Genomic DNA, 17113 nt, shown 5'->3' with positions numbered 1-17113 from the left:
TATACCTATATTCTACTTTTGTTCTTTAAACCCTTTTCTACAAAATTTTAAGCTTTATACATAAATTCTTTATATTTTGAGCAATATATAGTTATAAAGCATATTAAGGAGGTTTTCTCGTGAAGAAAAAATCCATTCCTCTAGTTTATCCACTGGAGTTTGAAAGCCATAATGGTCTTCATAATATCTCCTATGACATTGAATCATCTTATGAAAAAAAAGATATAGCAAAAGATTTGACTTATGATTATTTACCTGTAGAAGATCATTGTACTTATGATTTTAATACCAATGTATATTTACATGAATTTCACGAAGATCTATCTATTGATAGTAAAGATGTAAACTATATACATAATGATTATGAATACTATTCAAAGTATTAAGAATAAGAATTTCATTTCATAAATTTACCTAATATAAAAAACGTGAGCTTTCAAACTCACGTTTTTTATATTATATAGAATCAAAAAATATTTTTAAATGATAAAATATTTTTTAATTTCTAAAGTATAAAATTTATTTTTAACTATTCACTCTAACTTATTCATTACATATTGTTTTAAATTATTTAATTTTTCTTCACAAGATTTAAGAGAATTCCCTCTGGCTGATATATAAATCTTTATCTTAGGTTCTGTACCAGAAGGTCTTATAACAATCCAAGAGTCATCTTCCAATATAAACTTAATGACATTTGATTTTGGTAAACTTATATTTTTTATATTATTATTCTCTAAAGTCTTAGCAAATCCTAATTTATAGTCTTCAATTTCTTTTACATTGTATTTACTTATGCGAGTTATATCTTTTCTGAAAGAATTCATTATATTATTAATTTTATTTACTCCTTCAATTCCATTAAACTCTAAAGATATTAATTCTTCTTTATAATATCCATATTCTTCATAAAGCTTTGTTAAAACCTCATATAATGATATACCTTTAGTTTTATAATAAAGTGCCATCTCACATACAAGCATTGCACCAATTATTCCATCTTTATCTCTTACAAAATCTCCACATAAATATCCATAACTTTCTTCAAATCCAAAAATAAATTTTTTGCTCTCTAATTCCTCAATAAGCTCGCCTATATACTTAAAGCCTGTAAGAACTTCTAAAATTTCTACTCCAAACTCTTTACCAATAGGTTTAACCATGTCTGTAGTTACAATGGTTTTAATTATTACCCCATTAGAAGGAATCTCTTTTATTTCTCTTAATGAAGTTAAAATATAATGACTTAAAAGTGTTCCTAATTCATTTCCTGTTAATAGTTTATATTCTCCTGTGCTACATTTTGTCATTACCCCTATTCTGTCACAATCAGGGTCTGTCCCTAATATAACATCAGGATTAATATCTTTAGCCATTTCTAAGGCTATATTAAAAACCTTAGGATTCTCTGGATTAGGATAAGGTGCCGTTGGAAAATCTCCATTAGGTTTTTCCTGATCTTTAACTACAAAAGTATTTTTATAACCTAGTTCCTTAAGCAATCTTCTAATAGGAACATTTCCTGAACCATGCAAAGGAGTATAAATAATATTTAATTCTTTACTATTTTCTTTTATTAATTGCTTTCTTATAGTTACATTTTTAACCTTTTGTAAATAAGAAGAATATATATCTTCTCCAATGTAATTTAATAGCCCTTTGTTTAAAGCCTCATTCTTTGAAATCTTTTTTATATCATCGAAATCTTTAATTAAACTAATATGGTATAGAATTTCTTCTGCTGCTTTATCAGTTATTTGAACTCCACTTTCATTATAAACTTTATAACCGTTATATTCTTTAGGATTGTGAGAAGCAGTGATAACTATACCAGCTTTACAATTTAATTCCCTAACGGCATAAGAAAGAATAGGTGTTGAAGTTAAAGTATCAAATATATATACCTTTATATTATTTCCACAAAAAACTCTAGCTGCAAATTCTGAGAATTCATAAGACATATGCCTTGAATCGTATGCTATAGCTACCGAAATATTTTCTTTATATTTTTTTGTTAGATAATTGCTTAAACCTTCTGTTACCTTGCCTATAGTATAAATATTTAATCTATTAGTACCTGCCCCTATAATTCCCCTTAATCCTCCAGTACCAAAATTTAAATCCTTGTAAAATCTATCCTTTATTTCATTTTCATCAATACCTTTAAGCTCAAGCTTTGTTTTTTCATCTATTGAATTAGAATTCAACCATAAATTATACTTTTCTTTATATAGCATATTTCCTCCTAATTTTAATTAATAAAAAGCTATATTTAAAAACTGTTACTAAACTTTATTTACTATATAGATGTTCAAAATAACTAATCAAAAGTATAATGAATATTTTGTTTCATGCAATAATTCAGACTTTATTGATATAGCTCTGCCGAACAATATCTACAACTGTAATATTTACATAAAATATTTTAGTATACTGTTCAATTACTTTTTAAACATATCTTATTTAAAATAAAAGCATCAATTGCTATAGAGAAAAGAAACATGTACGCATTGAAGTACATGTTTCTTATACCAGTATATGAAAAAACGCCAAAATATTTCATATTTTCCACAAAATATTATTTTAACTATTCTACTTTCTTTTCAGCTTCTTCAACTTCTTCTTTTATTTCAGGATTAAAAAACTCTAACTCATCCTCATCAAGCTTTGCACCTGTACTTTTTATTAAATCAAAAATTTCTTCATCGTTTAATAATCTTGCTTCTACCCTATCAGCAAAAGTTCTAAACATTTCTTCTCTAAAATACTCTGAATTTATTCTAGGTAGGCTTGGAAGTGGTGTAAATCCATAATCTATTGCTTTTTTTACACCTTCAACATCATATTTAAAGTAGAATTTAGATTCTTTCTTTACAAGTTCTCCAACTTTAATCTTTTCTCCATCACTATTCTTAAACATTAACCATAATATGTCTTCCCTATTATTCATATCTTGAAGCTCCTTTATTTCTAAATTAAAGAAAAGTAAGTACTTTATTACCCATTTTTCTTCATTATATTTACATTAAAATTTTAAATATTACATCTATATATGATTTATTCTAATCCTTTTAGTTATCCTTTCGCAATATTAATTATTGCTTTTAATGATTCAACCTTTTTAAAATAAACTTTTTAAGCATTTTTCAGTTATATTCTTTTAAATTCAAATATTCATCTTACTTTTAAAGTAATCCGAAAAAACTAAATATATACTATATAGATGTACCACTCCTAAATTTAACCTATACACTCATAAAATTGTGTTAACAAATTGTTTTAGCTTATATTTATGCAATTGAGAATTGACGAACACTGTTCATCCCTATAATAAAACACTAGCAATTGTATTGCTAGTTAAAAAATCCATTAAAGAAATTATTTTTATCAAAAATAATTTCCACCTTAATTATGCATTTTGCATTGTGAATTGTGAATTAAAATGCTATAGAGATATACATTAAGTTTTAAGGTAGTTTATATGTATATAATATTATTCCCCTCTAACAATAATCAATTCATAATGCATATTCCATAATTATAACTGTTAAATACAATATATTTAAAATACATTTTAAACTTAATAAAAAGTTAAAGCATATAAAAAATGCTAATAATTCATATTAATTATTAGCATTTTTTATGTTAATTTATAGAGTCATATAGTCTTTTTATAGTTTCTTTGGGATTTAAGTAAAACTCACTACTTCTAATCTTATAAAATCTCCATCCTACTCTTTCTAGAGTATGTTGACGTTCAAAAGATTCTTTCCATGAATATTTTTCTTCCCTTTTCGAACCTAAACATTCAATAGCAATTTTATGTTTAGCCTTTATTACAAAGTCTATTTCGTATTTACCTACTTTAACTTTAGGAGTTACTTCTATATTAAGATTCTTAAGCTCTTTTAACACATCTTCTTCGAAGGCTGTAAGAATATACTTTTCAGTTTCTTCTCTTTTAGTAGTACATTTTTCATACTCCATAGCATATTCTAATAAATTATGTCTTACTCCTTTAGGATTTAAGTCCTCAAGATCTACAGAGTGAAATAACCACATTTGATTTCTCGCCCTACTTGCCGCAACATTAAATCTTCTTATATCTGAATCCTTGGAAAGCACTCCATATTTTACATTATCTGCTATAACAAAAGATAAGAACATTACATCTCTTTCATCTCCTTGGAATGAATAAGCATCTCCACAAACTATTCTCCTCTTAACTATTTCTTCAATACCTAGTTTCTCAATTATAAGGTTTTCAATGAACTCTGCCTGTGCATCTCCTAAAAGAGATACTACTCCCATAGTCATATTTTCATATTTAGAATCATTACAACATTCAATAATCTTATCTACTACAGCATAGGCTTCTTTTATATTTATAGCCTTATTTTCATCTCTAAAAGCTTCTTCTACTTTAATAGTAACTATGGGATTGTCTAATGGATTATCGTTTTTACCACATCTTAGAGGTACAATTTCATTAGAATAGCATAGTTTATTACTAAATCCTATGATTTCATCAACACTTCTAAAATGCTCCTTTAAAATTAGTCTGTTAGGAAAAATTCTTAATGCTGTATTATATAGACTTGTTTTTAAATCAAACCACTCTGCATGTGGAATTCCTTTAAGATGAGTTTCAATTAACTTTTCTACCATTGAGCTGTCCTTGCCTATTGCTTCTGGACTTATCTGTTTCTCATCACCAACTATTACTGCCCTTTCTGCTCTCATCAATGCAGTTAATGCAGTAATATCGCTTTGACTACTTTCATCTACTATTATAACATCAAATAAATTTTCATTTATCTTTAAATTCTCAATAACTCTATTTATAGGCATTATCCATACAGGAATAACATCTTTACAATTCTCCATTTCTCTTTGAGCAATTTTTCTATATTTAACTGCTTGAGTGCCAGTCCCCTTACCTATTCTTTTTATAGCTTCCATCCAAGTAAACAAACTTCTCTTCTGTAACTCTGTAGTTCTCAATATTTGATTATACCAACTTTGCTTACAAACTATTTCTTTAACTAGCTTATCTTCAATTGCCTTTTCTTCATAAAGCGCTCTTTCTAAGCTTTTAATATCAGCATCAAGCTCTGTAGTTATATAATCATTCCATACTTTATATTTAAAAGCTCCTTCAAAGTTTTTGAAATTTAGTTTTAGAGTCTCTCTTTGATGAACTAAAATGTATTTTGTAAATTTAGGACAACTATCCATAAGCATGCTTCTAAATTTGATTAGCCTCTCTATATCTTGAGAACTTTTATTTAAATAATTTAAGCGCTCATAATATTTTAAAACAAAGCTACTATTATTCTCTTCTATTTTATCTGCAAGTTCCTCGAAACAATCATATTTTCTTAATGTTTTAACATTATCGTCTAAATACTCTGCTAAATCCTCAAATTCTTTAATTGCCTTTAAGCTAAGAAGAGATTCCTTAATATAGCTATAACTCTCCTTTTCATAGAAATTTATTTCTCTATTAAAATGCTTAGCCTTAAGTAGCCCTAAAATTTTATCTTTATAATTATTTTCCCATTCAATTACCATAGTTATCTTTTCTATAGCATCTTCTATAATATTACTAAAATTCACATCAGCAGGAGTCACTAGTCTTCCTCCATACTCTTTCATAGTATTATTGTAATAATTTTTAAGATCACGCTCTAATTTGTATAGCTTCATATAACTATTTATAACCTCAGCATGTTCCAATGTAGATATAGGTTCGTAATCAATCTTTACACTCTCTAATATATATTTAACATTTCCATGAAGTAATTTGAAAATAGTACCTATCTTACCTTTTTCTCTAAGTACCTTGTCCACTATTTCAAAATCCTTTTTAAAATTATTCATATCAACATTTTCAGGAAGTTGGATTTTATGCTTATTAAGCTCACTTTTTAATCTTGAAATTTCTTTTAAAGTATTCCCACAGTGCTCTATAAATTCTGTCCATACATCGCCTTTCACTTTACTACAATAATAATTTTTCATTATAGTATAAACATAGGTATTTTCAATTTCTTCTATATTTTTATATGCTTCATCTAATAGATTTAATAAATGATTATTAGAATAACTAGTAATCTCCTTATCACTCCACTGACTTACAACTTTTCTATGAATATAAATATCACTTAAAAGTTCCCTATATTTATCTATTTTTTCTACTAATTCTATTAATTCAGGAAGTTTATCTGTGTATTCTTTAGTATTTTCATAAATCTCTACCTCTATTAAAGAATATATCTCTAATAGATTTAAAAATTCTTCAAATTCCTCATTAGTTAAAGGTGATTTGTCCTTTATAGAAAGACTATCATCTATATAACCTAGTTCTTTATTATTTTCTCTTATGTACTTTGCCATATCCATTAGACTATAATTTTCATCATTATAAGTAACATTATGATTTTCACTATACTCTATATTTCTTAAGCTTTCATGAAGTATATCTTGATTATCCTTACACTGTTTTAATTTAAACTTTAAGAATTTAAATTGTTTTTTAAGTTCAGTAGTATCCAAAGATAATTTTTCAGTAATTTTTCGTACTGCATCATCTAAGTCCTCCATAGCCTTTGCATCATCACCTAGTATACTCATACAAAGAGAACGAATTTCTTCAGGTATCTTATTGTTTAATACTCTAAGTGCTCTATCTGTTTGACTTGTAACTAATACCCTCTTACCATGAGCTAGAAGATGACAAATTAAATTTACTATAGTATGACTTTTGCCTGTACCTGGAGGCCCTTGTACTACTACTCCAAAATTTTCTGATAATCTCTTTGTTATTTCCTTTTGATCTTCATTATATGGTAGTGGAAATAATAAATCTTCACCTATTTCTTTCCACTTTTCTACTGTAATCTCATCTACTTCAAGCTTTTCATTATTAACTAACGCTTCTATAGTCTTAGGAATTTTATAACCCTTTCTTATTTCTTCAAGCATAGAGTTTAATTCCATATTCCACAGTCTTGTATCCACTTTTCTAAAAATAATAACAGGTTCATCATAGAAAATTATATCTCTATTTTCTTCCATATCTAATAAAGAATCTAGCTTTTTATAATCATTACTGTTGCTTTGTATATCTAGAATATCTATAATTTTATCAATTGCTGCAGTTACTTCATCTTTATTTCTAGCATCTATCCCTAAAGGCTTTATTTGTGAAGTAGCTTCAATTATTTTTTGTAATGGAAAAGACTCAAAACCACTTAAAATATCGAGCTCTATATTAGTTAAGTTATTATAAGGTTTTAATGAGAACACACTATTTTTATCGTTAAAACTTAAATCCATTTTTGTAGTAAAAATAGGATGCATTATTTTAACATCTTCAACTTGTCCAATTAATAATCCATGAGCATATATAACTTCTAAATTTTCACTATTTTTCTGTAGTTTTAAATATATTTTAGAAAATTTATTGTATATATCCTTAGCATTTTTATTTATTTCTAGCCATTCATCTCTACTTTCACTGTTGATAACATTACAGCCATCTATGTCTAATATATGAGATTCAAAAAATACTTCCTCATATTCATTTATATTTCTTATTCGCTTATCATTGATATTCTTAATACTATGCAAATAAGTAAATATCTGCTCTACTTTTTTATTACTGCTCAAATCTAAACCCTCCAATTTTAGTATTCAATCTATATAAACTACTTTAATTTTTATAATAAATTCTTTAAAACAATTATTCAAAAATACTACAAATATTTTATCTGTACAAGCTCATAATTTCCATTGATAGTTGTAATGTCAATGAATCTTCTAACTTAGTATACATAAAATAAGTTAGAATTTATTTTTTCACAATTTCTAACTTTAATTACATTATAATTTATGTGAATAATATTGTAAAAGATTTTACAATATACAGTACTATCTTAAAAATTAATGTACAATTTAGTCAATGGAGAATTGAAGATGGACAATTGTAGTTGAATTTTTTAATAAAAGTGACTATGCTACCTCAAAACAAATTAGTTCTGAACCCCTCAGCTTTTACTGAGAAGTTTTCTAAATTGCCAATTGTTAATTGTACATTATTTTAAATTGTTAATTGAATATCTATAATTTTAAAATTAAAAGTAACAATTATCTTGATACATACCTTAGTTTTACAACTAGCATATCTATAATATTGTACTACTTTTTTAATTATAAAAAAACTTATAACAGTAATTCGTCATAAATTACCTCTATTCTTACCTTATATTATATTATCCTTCAAGTTTTATCACTTGTTTTATGTTTTAACTGAGCCGTTTAGAAAAATGAAAATTTTCCGTCAACTCCAGATTTTTTTCATTCAAATTTTGTTATTTTTTTAACGACTTTATGTTATAATATATCTAGAAATTTTGAGGTAAAATCCTCATTACTAAAACTATATGGGTATAAAATTATTTAAAGGGGATTAGGTATATGTTTATTTTTGAAACGCATTTAAAAAAAGTTAAACATGATGTTTTAAAAAGTATTGCTATTTTAGCAAAAAAGGACAAATTAACACTTGAAGAACTAGGAAAAATTCATGAATGTATAGTAGACAAAGATAAACCTCAGTATAGATGCTGTATCTATAAAGAAAGAGCTATTGTAGGACAAAGAGCTAAATTAGCTGCAGGTTATTTACCTTCTGGTGAAAGCCTTGATGATCTTGTAGATATAAAAAATGATGATCAAATTATATATGTTATAGAGGCGGCTTGTGATAAATGCCCTATTAACAAGTTTACTGTAACTGAAGCCTGTAGAGGATGTATTGCACATAAATGTATGGAGGTCTGCCCTACTAAAGCTATGGTTCGAGTAGGCGGAAAAGCTTATATAAATCAAGAGCTTTGTAAAGAATGTGGTCTTTGTAAAAAACAATGTCCTTATGAAGCTATTTCTGAGGTCTTAAGACCATGCAAAATAGTTTGTCCTACCGGGGCACTTTCTGTAGCAACAGATAGACAAGCTATGATTAAAAATGAAGATTGCATTCAATGCGGTGCTTGCATGACTGCATGCCCTTTTGGCGCTATCTCCGATAAAAGTCTAATTGAACCTGTAGCAAGAAGAATATCTCATGGTGAAAAAATGTATGCTATTGTTGCTCCAGCAATTGCAGGGCAATTTGGTCCTAAAGTATCAATGGGTCAGATAAGGACTGCTCTTCAAAATATAGGATTTATAGAAATGTATGAGGCTGCTTGTGGAGCAGATGTGGTAACTGCTCATGAAAGTAAAGAATTTATTCATAAAATGGAGAATGGTGATAAATATATGACAAACTCTTGTTGCCCAGGCTTCTTTAGTTATATTGAAAAAAAATTCCCTACTGAGGTAGCTCATATATCTACAACAGTTTCACCTATGATAGCCACTGGTAGATATATAAAATCTTTAGATAGTGATGCTAAAATTGTATTTATAGGACCATGTACTGCTAAAAAGTCAGAAATAAGAAGAGAACCTATAAAAGATGTTATAGACTATGCTTTAACTTTTGAAGAATTATCTGCACTATTAGATGCATTTGATATGGACCCTGAAAAATGTGAGGACTCAAATGTAGATGGTGCTTCAATTTATGGTAGAGGTTTTGCCGCTGCTGGTGGATTAACTGCCGCTATAGAGAATTATATTAATAGTCAAAATGTGAATACAGAATTTAAACCTGTAAAAGTTAGTGGGCCTATGGAAATTAAGAAAGCTATGTCATTAGCTAAAGTTGGACGACTACCAGGAAATTTCATAGAAGGTATGATGTGTGAAGGTGGATGTATAGGTGGTGCTGGAACAATTCTTCCACCACTAGCAACAAAGACAACTTTCACAAAGCAAAATAGCCAAGCTACTAGAAAATCAGTAATTGAAAATGAAAAAATTGCAGAATTTGAAGCTTTAAATTTAGAAAGATCATAATATAAAAAAACTCTATATTATATCAACAAAAAATCAAATTCTACGAAATAGAAAAATGGATAAGAAAATTTTCCTTATCCATTTTTCTATTTCTCAAAAACCCAAGTTCAAATGTAATAACTTTAATGATGCCAATTTTACTCAATATGAAGTACTTTTATCTTGCTTTTTAACGATACAAATTCTTTTGAAATTTTAGCTAATATTAACTCCCCTGTTACTTGTTCAATTTCATTTATCCCAGTAACAACCGCAACTGCAATGGAACCAGATCCGCAGGAAGTTTCATAATAAAAGGTATTGACTTCATTTACCCAAATAATAGGATGAATTTTCACTGGTTTATTTTCTCTTTTTGTATACCAAACTACACCTACAGCACTTTTTCTTAAAAGGTCTAATTCACTAGTGACTTCCTTATGAATATCTTTATAGTTACTAGGTAATTCCCCCTCAATAACAATATGAACGATTCCACCAAGATCAACTAAAAATGCCTGTGTACCATTAGAAAGTTTAACTTCTTTTGAAAGTATATTCATTCCATTAAATATACTTTCAACATTATATTCATTATCGAAATATTTGTTTACAGTTGAATGAACAATACCGTTAAACCCAGAAACAGTAAAATCAACTATTGATTCTTCTTGTAATAATGAAAAGATCACTGCAGCAGCTCGTGAAGCATTTCCACAAAACTCACCTCCAGCCATTTCAAAATGTGAATCCTTTAGAATAAGAAAACCAGACTGTTCAACTTGAAACTTCTCATACTTGCTCACTAATTCATTGCCATTACTGTTATACCAATCTCTAGTTTGTGAATTTTCAATAAGTTGAATTGCTGTAGTATTTCCTCCAGCTGCACTTACTAAATACTTCATATTACCATTCCCCTTATATAATTTTTTACTGACATGTTATATAAACAAATTATTTAAAAATATACTTAATTAAATTAATCATAAAATTTTTATAAATTTTTAATTATGATAAATAAGATATTTTTTATACTGAGATAATTAGAGCTTCACAGGATTGTTATAACTAGCATCTATATAGATAAACTACTTTAAAAATTAGTGTATAGCTAAATATAGCTACACCCTTGGGTTTTTCAATTCACAATTCACAATGGAAAATTTACAATTATGGATACTTCTATTTTATAAGAGAAGTTTTAAATTCATTTCTTTTTAAACAAAAACAGGATTTGGTTGCACAAATCCTGTTAACTTATATTGTCTACTGCAAGACTTTCATTTATTTTCTTAAAAAATTTTATAATTTAAAAATAATTTTCATAGAAAACACCTTTTAAGAGAAAGCCCTCCTATTTACAAGAGCTTCTCTCTATTATTTCATAAGGTAGAACAAAATATTTTTTATCTATTTCTTCCTTATTTATTATTTTTATAAGTAATCTCATACTTATTGATCCCATATCATAAAGTGGTTGTGATATAGTTGTTAAGGTTGGATAATACATAGAAGCTAGATCCGTATCACTAAATCCCATAACATCTACATCATCAGGTACAGATATATTTTTCTCTCTCAATGCATTAATAACCCCTACTGCTACTTCATCACTTCCACAAAATACAGCATCTACTTCATTATTCTCAAGTATAGTGTTTATTCCTTTATATCCTTCTTGAGCATTTAAAGAGGAAAAATAAACTAGAGATTCATCAAATTCAAGTTTTTCTTCTACTGCACTTTTATAACCTTTGAAAAGTTTTTCGTAATTTCCACCATACATTGATGGGAAGAATCCTATAAAAGCAACTTTTTTATTTCCCTTATCAATTAAATAGTTAGTTGCATCATATGCAGCTTTATAATTATCTATAGCTACACTTGGGTATTTACCCTTCTTATCACCTGTACCTACAGATACAATTGGTAGTTCAAGTTCATTAATAAGCTCTTCAACTTCATCTACAAGAGCATTACCTATATAAACAACTCCATCTACCATCTTCTCTTTTAACATCCTAAAGCTTTCTTTTTCTCTTTCTAGGTCTAGATCTGTATTGCAAAGCATTATGTTATAGTTATAAATATTTGCAACATCCTCTGCACCTCTAACCACTTCTGGGTAAAGAGAATTTGCAATATCAGGAATTATTATTCCTATTGTACTTGACCTATGTGTCTTTAAACTTCTTGCTAAAATATTTGGTCTATATCCTAGTTTGTCTATTGCATCTAATACTTTTCTTTTCGTATCTTCATTTACAACATTTATTCCATTTAAAACTCTAGAAACAGTTGCTATTGAAACTCCCGCCTCTTTAGCTACATCTTTTATTGAAGCCGCCACGTTAATCACTCCTATTATAAATTAAGCTTTACTATTTATAGTAAGTTATAGAAACATAATTTACAATAGTTTTTCCTAATAAAATGTATTCTATGTTAACTATTAGCTTAATCTTTCAATTTCTTTTTCTTTAAAATAGACTGTTGAAAATGTATAGGCTAAAACTGAAATTACTATTGTAGAAATAATTAATAGTTCTGACATATTACCATCTCATATACCCAATCTTTAACTTAATTATAATATATTGGACAATTTATTTGGTTACAAATGAATTACATTTAAATTAATATAAATTTAAACTTGTAATTTTTCTTTCCTATAATATAGACGTTTTTTAAATATAAAAAGTTTCATCATTTATTAAATTTTAATCAAATTCTAATAAAACTGCCCTATATTTCTTATAATCGTAAGAACTTTGCTTTTTTTCTATAGTTTTCGGTATGAATGGATATAATATTACGTTTTCAACTGAGACACATTTTTAAAAAAATAAAGGACTAGTATAGTTCTTCTATTTTGCTTATAGTGCCTTCACAGAATTCGCTGATAGAGACTACTATCAGTGAACCTGTCTCCTTATATAAGATAAAATATACCACCAATCTTCGGTTCGTTATTTTCTTTCATATACCTAACAAAAAAGAAAAGTGATTAGTCACTTTTCTTAAAAATCAATTGGATATATTTTATATATACTATTTAAAAAATTTGTTTATTTTATTACCTGTAATAGTCTATATACTGCTATAAACTCTATAGCTAATATAATTATGTATGTAAATATTAAGAATAACAAATGTCCTTGGGTCTTATTCCTGTGTTTTCCTTTTCTTCTATTCTTCTTTGAAAAGAAACTAAAATATATGAATACAAATAATGGTATGTTAGCTATAAATAGTATTGCTATAAATTTTATTGGGTCTTGCATATCTTAGTCATCTCCTAAAAATTCAAATTCATCGTCTATCCATTAATTTTACATCACTCTTAATTTTTTAACAATTTTTTTATCTTACATTTATATTCATAGTACTTACACTTTTGTAATATATAAATTTACTGCTAGCATACCTTATACAATAGAGAATTATAGATACTTCTCTTTATAGGAGAAGTTTTAAATTGATTTCTTTTTGAAGCTATATAGTAAATTTCTATATTGAAACTAGTACTACAGTTGTTACTTAAATTAAAGGGGCTAGTCTTAGCTATAATTATCAATTTTTCATTATTTTATAATTTATATTGATATATAAAAAACCTTATTAACCAAATTCAAATTTGATTAATAAGGTTTTAAGTGTATTAAATGAAATAACTTATTCTAATCTCTTAAGCTAATTTTTCTACAGCAAGTTTTAAATTTTCTCCGTTTATTTTAACTTCTTGATAATTAGAGTCTGCATTATAAACTATCTCAACAGCTAATGTATCCTTAGCAATTTGCTCTTCAAATTTTCTAATGATATTTTCAAGCATTTCATTTCCAGATACATATATGTTAATCTTATCTGCAACCTCAAAGCCACTTTCTTTTCTCATATTTTGAATTTTACTTAGTATTTCTCTTACATGACCTTCTTCTCTAAGTTCATCTGTAATATTAGTATCAAGTACAACTCCTATATCTCCTTCACCTGCAAAGGCATATCCTTCTAAACCTTGCATTGTTACAAGTAGATTTTCAGATGTTAACTCTATCTCTGTTCCATCTACATTAATATTAACAGTTTTACCGTTGTTTATAGCTTGTGCAAGCTCCATTTGATTCATTGAACCAATAGCTTTTCTTATGCCAGGTATTAATTTACCGTAAGCTTTTCCGAGTATAGGTAAGTTTGGCTTTATTTCAAAGTTAACATATTTTGAAATGTCAGCACCAAGTTCAACTTCTTTTATATTAAGTTCATCTTTAACTATGTCCCCATAATATTCTGGAAGTGTTCCTATTGAAACAAGCATCTTAGATAATGGCTGTCTGTTTTTAATATTAGCACCATTTCTCGCACTTCTTCCAAGCTTAACTATTTTATATGCTTTATCCATTTCCATTTCTAATGACTCATCTACTAAATCTTCTCTGTACTCAGGCCATTTACATAAGTGAACACTTTCTTCAGCATTTTTATCAAAGCTAACTACTAAATTTTGATATAATTCTTCTGTAACAAATGGTATAAATGGAGACGCTACTTTAGCTAAAGTTGTTAATACTCTATATAAAGTCATATATGCTCCTATCTTATCCTCTGTTAACTCTTCAACCCAATATCTTGCTCTATTTCTTCTTACATACCAGTTAGAAAGCTGATCTACAAAATCTTCAAGTTCTTTAGCACCTTGAGTAATTCTATAATTTTCTAAATGCTCATCTATGTTTTTAACTAAAGTATTAAGTTTAGACATCATCCACTTATCCATTACGTTTTCTGATACAAAATCTTCATACTTAGTTGGATCAAATTTATCTAATTCTGCATATAGAACATAGAAAGAATAAACATTCCATAATGTTCCTATAAATTTCCTTTGAGCTTCTATAACTGCTTCTTCATAAAATCTTGAAGGTAACCATGGTGCACTAGCTGTATAGAAATACCATCTTAATGCGTCTGCTCCTTGATTTTCTAATACAGTAAACGGACTTAATACATTTCCTTTATGTTTAGACATTTTTAGTCCATCTTTATCTAAAACGTGTCCAAGTACTATACAATTTTCAAATGGATTTCTCTCGAAAACAGTTGTTGATATAGCAAGTAATGTATAGAACCATCCTCTTGTTTGGTCAACTGCCTCTGATATAAATTGCGCTGGGAAATTAGACTCAAATATTTGTTTATTTTCAAATGGATAGTGATATTGAGCAAACGGCATTGAACCTGAATCAAACCAACAGTCAATAACTTCTTCTACTCTAGTCATTTCTTTAGCACATTTTGGACACTTTAAATGTACATTATCTATATATGGCTTATGAAGCTCTATTCCTTCTGGTACATTTATTCCTTTTTCATGAAGTTCACTAACACTTCCTATCATTTCTCTGTGACCACATTCACATTCCCAAATTGGAAGTGGAGTTCCCCAGTATCTATTTCTTGAAATACCCCAGTCAATAACATTCTCTAAGAATTTTCCCATTCTTCCTGTTTTTACGTTATCTGGCATCCAATTGATTTTATTATTATTCTCTAATAATTGGTCTCTAACAGAAGACATTCTTACAAACCAACTCTCTCTTGGATAGTAAAGAAGTGGTGTATCACATCTCCAACAATGTGGATATGAATGTAGGAATTTTTCTCCTTTATAAAGAATATTGTTCTCCTTTAAGTAAGCAACGATCTTCTCATCTGCTTTTTTAACAAACATACCAGCCCATGGAGTTACCTTTTCAACAAATTTTCCTTCTGCATCAACTAAGTTTATCATTGGAAGATTATAACGCTTACCTGTTTGGCTATCCTCATCTCCATATGCAGGTGCTGTATGAACTATACCTGTACCATCTGTTAATGTTACATAGTCTGCATGAACTATATAGAATGCTTTTTCCTCTGGAGTTTCAAATTTAAACATTTGCTCATATTCTTTTCCAAGTAAAGCTTCTCCTTTGAATTCTGCAACAACTTCATATTCTCCCTCAAGTTTATTTAAAAGCGCTCTTGAAAGTATTATATTTTCTTCATTATGAAGTACTTCTACATAATCATATTTTTTATTTACTGCTAATGCTACGTTACTTGGTAATGTCCAAGGAGTTGTTGTCCAAACTAGCACATATTTATTTTCGTCTTTTAGTTTAAATTTAACATATACAGAGCTATCTTTAACATCTTTATATCCTTGTGCAACTTCATGAGATGAAAGTGTAGTTCCACATCTTGGACAGTATGGCATTATCTTATGACCTTTATAAATTAAGTCTTTATCCCACATTTGTTTTAATGCCCACCAAACTGATTCAATGTAATCATTGTGGAAAGTTACATATGGATCATCCATATCTACCCAATAAGCTAATCTTTCAGACATTTGTCTCCACATTTCAACATATGTAAATACACTTTCCTTACATTGCTTAACAAATTCTTCTACACCATACTTTTCTATTTCTGGTTTACCTGAAATTCCAAGTTTCTTTTCTATTTCAAGTTCTACAGGAAGACCATGGGTATCCCATCCTGCTTTTCTTAAAACCTTATAACCTTTCATTACTTTATATCTTGGAATTATGTCTTTCATTACTCTTGTTATAACGTGTCCTATATGAGGTTTACCATTTGCTGTTGGTGGACCATCATAAAATGTAAAATATTCACCATCTTCATTTGAATCAAAATTCTTTTGAATTACGTTTTTTTCTTCCCAAAGTTTTAATACATCTAATTCAATATCCATAAAACTCTTTGAAGAATCAATTTTCTTATACATAGTAAATCTCCTTCCTAATATTTAATCTATATTTTATTGTAATCTATACTAATGATAATAAGATTAATCCTCATTATTATCATTAACACAATATATACTTACTATAATGAAATATATTTAAAAAATAAAAAACTCCGTCCTAAATAGGACGAAGTGAACTTCGCTATACCACCTATGGTAATATCATAAATTCAAACACTAACATGTTCTATTCTTTAACGCAGAAATACGGACAAACTTACTAAAATTCAGCCTTCAGCTCCTAGGTGATTTTCCCTTAACCATCACTATGAGGTTTCACCTACTCCTCACTCTCTGTAAGTTACTTGTTAAAGTACTTTTCCTAATCTTAGCCTTTTAAGATTTTCA

Annotated in this window: 8 protein-coding genes and 1 other annotated feature; of the genes, 2 read left to right on the top strand and 6 right to left on the bottom strand. The window is 27.9% G+C overall.

What is annotated here, in order from left to right; translation table 11 throughout:
* Positions 1–119: 119 nt before the first annotated feature.
* A complete protein-coding gene (locus tag ACY1IQ_RS11845) occupies positions 120–386 on the top strand; it encodes a hypothetical protein (protein ID WP_461614111.1) in 267 nt (88 codons plus the stop codon).
* Positions 387–533: 147 nt separating this feature from the next.
* Here the strand turns inward: ACY1IQ_RS11845 and ACY1IQ_RS11840 are convergent, their stop codons facing one another.
* The 3 genes from ACY1IQ_RS11840 to ACY1IQ_RS11830 form a co-directional block, all read right to left on the bottom strand.
* Positions 534–2237, bottom strand: coding sequence for a phospho-sugar mutase (locus ACY1IQ_RS11840; protein WP_461614110.1), 1704 nt, complete (start codon positions 2235–2237; stop codon positions 534–536).
* A 350-nt stretch (positions 2238–2587) separates the two neighbouring features.
* Positions 2588–2950, bottom strand: coding sequence for a hypothetical protein (locus ACY1IQ_RS11835; protein ID WP_461614109.1), 363 nt, complete (start codon positions 2948–2950; stop codon positions 2588–2590).
* A 695-nt stretch (positions 2951–3645) separates the two neighbouring features.
* Positions 3646–7674 carry an AAA domain-containing protein gene (locus ACY1IQ_RS11830; protein WP_461614108.1) on the bottom strand — a complete coding sequence of 1343 codons (4029 nt, stop codon included), beginning with the start codon at positions 7672–7674 and terminating at the stop codon, positions 3646–3648.
* A gap of 807 nt (positions 7675–8481) precedes the next feature.
* Between ACY1IQ_RS11830 and ACY1IQ_RS11825 the strand changes: the two genes are divergently transcribed.
* A complete protein-coding gene (locus ACY1IQ_RS11825) occupies positions 8482–9969 on the top strand; it encodes a 4Fe-4S dicluster domain-containing protein (protein ID WP_461614107.1) in 1488 nt (495 codons plus the stop codon).
* Positions 9970–10106: 137 nt separating this feature from the next.
* On the opposite strand, the gene ACY1IQ_RS11820 is transcribed toward ACY1IQ_RS11825, so the two are convergent.
* From ACY1IQ_RS11820 to ileS, 3 genes are all read right to left on the bottom strand, one after another.
* Complete coding sequence (locus ACY1IQ_RS11820; RefSeq protein WP_461614106.1) at positions 10107–10856, bottom strand: hypothetical protein; 750 nt, start codon at positions 10854–10856, stop codon at positions 10107–10109.
* Between the two features lie 449 nt (positions 10857–11305).
* A complete protein-coding gene (locus ACY1IQ_RS11815) occupies positions 11306–12301 on the bottom strand; it encodes a LacI family DNA-binding transcriptional regulator (protein ID WP_461614105.1) in 996 nt (331 codons plus the stop codon).
* A 1338-nt stretch (positions 12302–13639) separates the two neighbouring features.
* On the bottom strand, positions 13640–16744 hold the full coding sequence (ileS, locus tag ACY1IQ_RS11810) for an isoleucine--tRNA ligase (RefSeq protein ID WP_461614104.1): 3105 nt from the start codon (positions 16742–16744) through the stop codon (positions 13640–13642).
* Positions 16745–16885: 141 nt separating this feature from the next.
* Positions 16886–17104: a binding site (T-box leader), on the bottom strand.
* Between the last annotated feature and the right edge of the window lie 9 nt (positions 17105–17113).

Source organism: Clostridium sp. Marseille-QA1073 (assembly GCF_054863625.1).
Note: the sequence above shows the minus strand (reverse complement) of the source record. Positions and strands in the feature narration are given on the sequence as shown.

What these genes read in the sequence shown, in the direction of transcription:
- ACY1IQ_RS11840 (WP_461614110.1), bottom strand. Translation starts at nt 2,237, where the DNA reads ATGCTATATAAAGAAAAGTATAATTTATGGTTGAATTCTAATTCAATA.
- ACY1IQ_RS11835 (WP_461614109.1), bottom strand. Translation starts at nt 2,950, where the DNA reads ATGAATAATAGGGAAGACATATTATGGTTAATGTTTAAGAATAGTGAT.
- ACY1IQ_RS11825 (WP_461614107.1), top strand. Translation starts at nt 8,482, where the DNA reads ATGTTTATTTTTGAAACGCATTTAAAAAAAGTTAAACATGATGTTTTA.
- ACY1IQ_RS11820 (WP_461614106.1), bottom strand. Translation starts at nt 10,856, where the DNA reads ATGAAGTATTTAGTAAGTGCAGCTGGAGGAAATACTACAGCAATTCAA.
- ileS (WP_461614104.1), bottom strand. Translation starts at nt 16,744, where the DNA reads ATGTATAAGAAAATTGATTCTTCAAAGAGTTTTATGGATATTGAATTA.